The sequence below is a fragment of the Jannaschia faecimaris genome, assembly GCF_900107415.1.
In the GTDB taxonomy this organism is placed as follows: Bacteria; Pseudomonadota; Alphaproteobacteria; order Rhodobacterales; family Rhodobacteraceae; genus Jannaschia; species Jannaschia faecimaris.
The window spans coordinates 1-1,326 of the sequence record NZ_FNPX01000047.1; the positions used below are offsets into that span (position 1 = coordinate 1).

1 protein-coding gene is annotated in these 1,326 nt (G+C 66.7%); it reads right to left on the bottom strand.

What is annotated here, in order from left to right:
* Nucleotides 1-124: 124 nt before the first annotated feature.
* A partial coding sequence (locus BLV27_RS18945) for an acyl-CoA dehydrogenase (protein ID WP_092648030.1) occupies nucleotides 125-1,326 on the bottom strand: 1,202 nt, incomplete at its 5' end.

The following is a 1,326-nucleotide window of genomic DNA, read 5'->3' on the forward strand; positions in this document are numbered from 1 at the left end:
CCTGACGCGTGGTACCGGTGGTTTCACACCCCCGGGCCCCCGTGGGATATTATTGGCAAGAGGAAGGGCAGCCCGGGTTAGGCGGGGTGCCCTTTTTCATGCGTGGATCGTGCGGCGGGTCCGGTCAGAAGAACGCCTGCAGCCCCGTCTGCGCGCGGCCCAGAATCAGGGCGTGGACGTCGTGCGTGCCTTCGTAGGTGTTCACCGTCTCAAGGTTCATCATGTGGCGGATGACGTGGTAGTCCTCGGAGATCCCGTTGCCCCCGTGCATGTCCCGGGCCAGCCGCGCGACGTCGAGCGCCTTGCCGCAGTTGTTGCGCTTGATCATCGAGATCATCTCGGGGGCCGCGCGGCCTTCGTCCATCAACCGCCCCACCCGCAGCGCCCCCTGAAGGCCGAAGGAAATCTCCGTCTGCATGTCCGCCAGCTTCTTCTGGAACAGCTGCGTCTGCGCCAGCGGCTTGCCGAACTGAACCCGGTCCAGCCCGTACTGCCGCGCCGCGTGCCAGCAGAACTCCGCCGCCCCCATCACGCCCCAGCCGATGCCGTAGCGCGCCCGGTTCAGGCAGCCGAACGGCCCCTTGAGCCCTTGGACGTTCGGCAAGAGCGCGTCCTCGCCGACCTCCACGCTCTCCATCACGATCTCGCCCGTGGTCGAGGCGCGCAAGGACTGCTTGCCCTTGATCGTTGGAGCACTCAGGCCCTTCATGCCCCTCTCCAGCACGAAGCCCCGGATCTTGCCGCCGTGCTCGTCGGACTTGGCCCAGATCACGAAGACATCCGCGAACGGCGCGTTCGAGATCCACATCTTGGACCCCGTGATGCGGTAGCCCGTCGCCGTCTTCTCGGCCCGCGTCTTCATGCCCGCGGGATCGGACCCCGCGTCGGGTTCGGTCAGCCCGAAGCAGCCGATCAGCTCGCCCGTGGCCAGGCCCGGAAGGTATTTCCGCCGCTGATCCTCGGAGCCGTAGGCCTGGATCGGGTACATCACCAGCGACGACTGCACCGACATCATGCTGCGGTAGCCGCTGTCGATCCGCTCGACTTCCCGCGCGACCAGCCCGTAGGTCACGTAACCCGCGCCCAAGCCCCCGTAGTCCTCGGGGACGGTCACACCCAGCAGGCCCGCCGCGCCCATCTTCTTGAAAATACCGGGATTCGAAGTCTCGGAGGCATAGGCCTCTTTCACGATCGGGGCCAGCTCCGCATCCGCAAACGCCCGCGCCGCGTCCCGCAGCATCCGCTCCTCCTCCGAAAGCTGATCCTCCAGACGGAACGCATCCGCCCAGTCAAATCGCGCAAGGTCAGGCCCGTGGCCCGTGGCGT